Genomic DNA, 713 nt, shown 5'->3' with positions numbered 1-713 from the left:
GGCGACGCCGTGCCGAACCCGCTGACGCCCGCCGACCGCCCGCAGGTCGTGCGGACGGGCCTGCTCGTGCTGCTCGCGGTCGTGGCCGCGGGCGTCGTCGCGTGGCTCGTCGGGGCCGGGGGCGGCGGGCCGCTCGACGTCGTGATCGACGCGCTGTCCTACCTCGCGCTCGCGGCGCCCGTCGTGATGTTCCTCGTGATGTTCCGGTCGCCGAAGGTCACCGCGCCCGAGCGGTCGCGCCTCACCGCGTACGTGCCGCTGTTCGTCGCCGCCGCGCTGTTCTGGATGATCTTCGAGCAGGCGTCCAGCACGCTGTCGCAGTACGCGCGCGACCACACCGACCTCGACGTGCTGGGCGTGACGATCTCGCCCGTGCTCTACCAGTCGGTCAACCCGGCGGCGATCATCCTGCTGGCGCCGGTGTTCGCGTGGCTGTGGGTGCGGCTGGGCGACCGCCCGTCGACCGCGGTGAAGTTCGCGCTCGGCCTCGCGCTCGCGGCGTCGAGCTTCCTGTTCCTCGCGGGCGCGTCCGCGGTCGCCGGCGAGGGGCGCTCGCCCTGGTGGGTGCTGGTGGTCGTGTACGTGGTGCAGACGCTCGGCGAGCTGTGCCTGTCGCCGGTCGGCCTCGCGGCGACCACGCTGCTCGCGCCGCGGGCCTTCCGCGGTCAGGCCATGGCGCTGTGGTTCCTCGGCCGAGCCGCGCCAGCGCAGAC

Annotated in this window: 1 protein-coding gene; it reads left to right on the top strand. The window is 74.3% G+C overall.

All coding sequences use genetic code 11. The features are described 5' to 3' along the window. A partial coding sequence (locus G3I71_RS45180; RefSeq protein WP_239149763.1) for an oligopeptide:H+ symporter occupies nt 1-713 on the top strand: 713 nt, incomplete at both ends.

Source organism: Streptomyces sp. SID12501 (assembly GCF_010550245.1).
Classification (GTDB): Bacteria; Actinomycetota; Actinomycetes; order Streptomycetales; family Streptomycetaceae; genus Streptomyces.
This window is presented reverse-complemented; position numbering and strand designations above follow the sequence as displayed.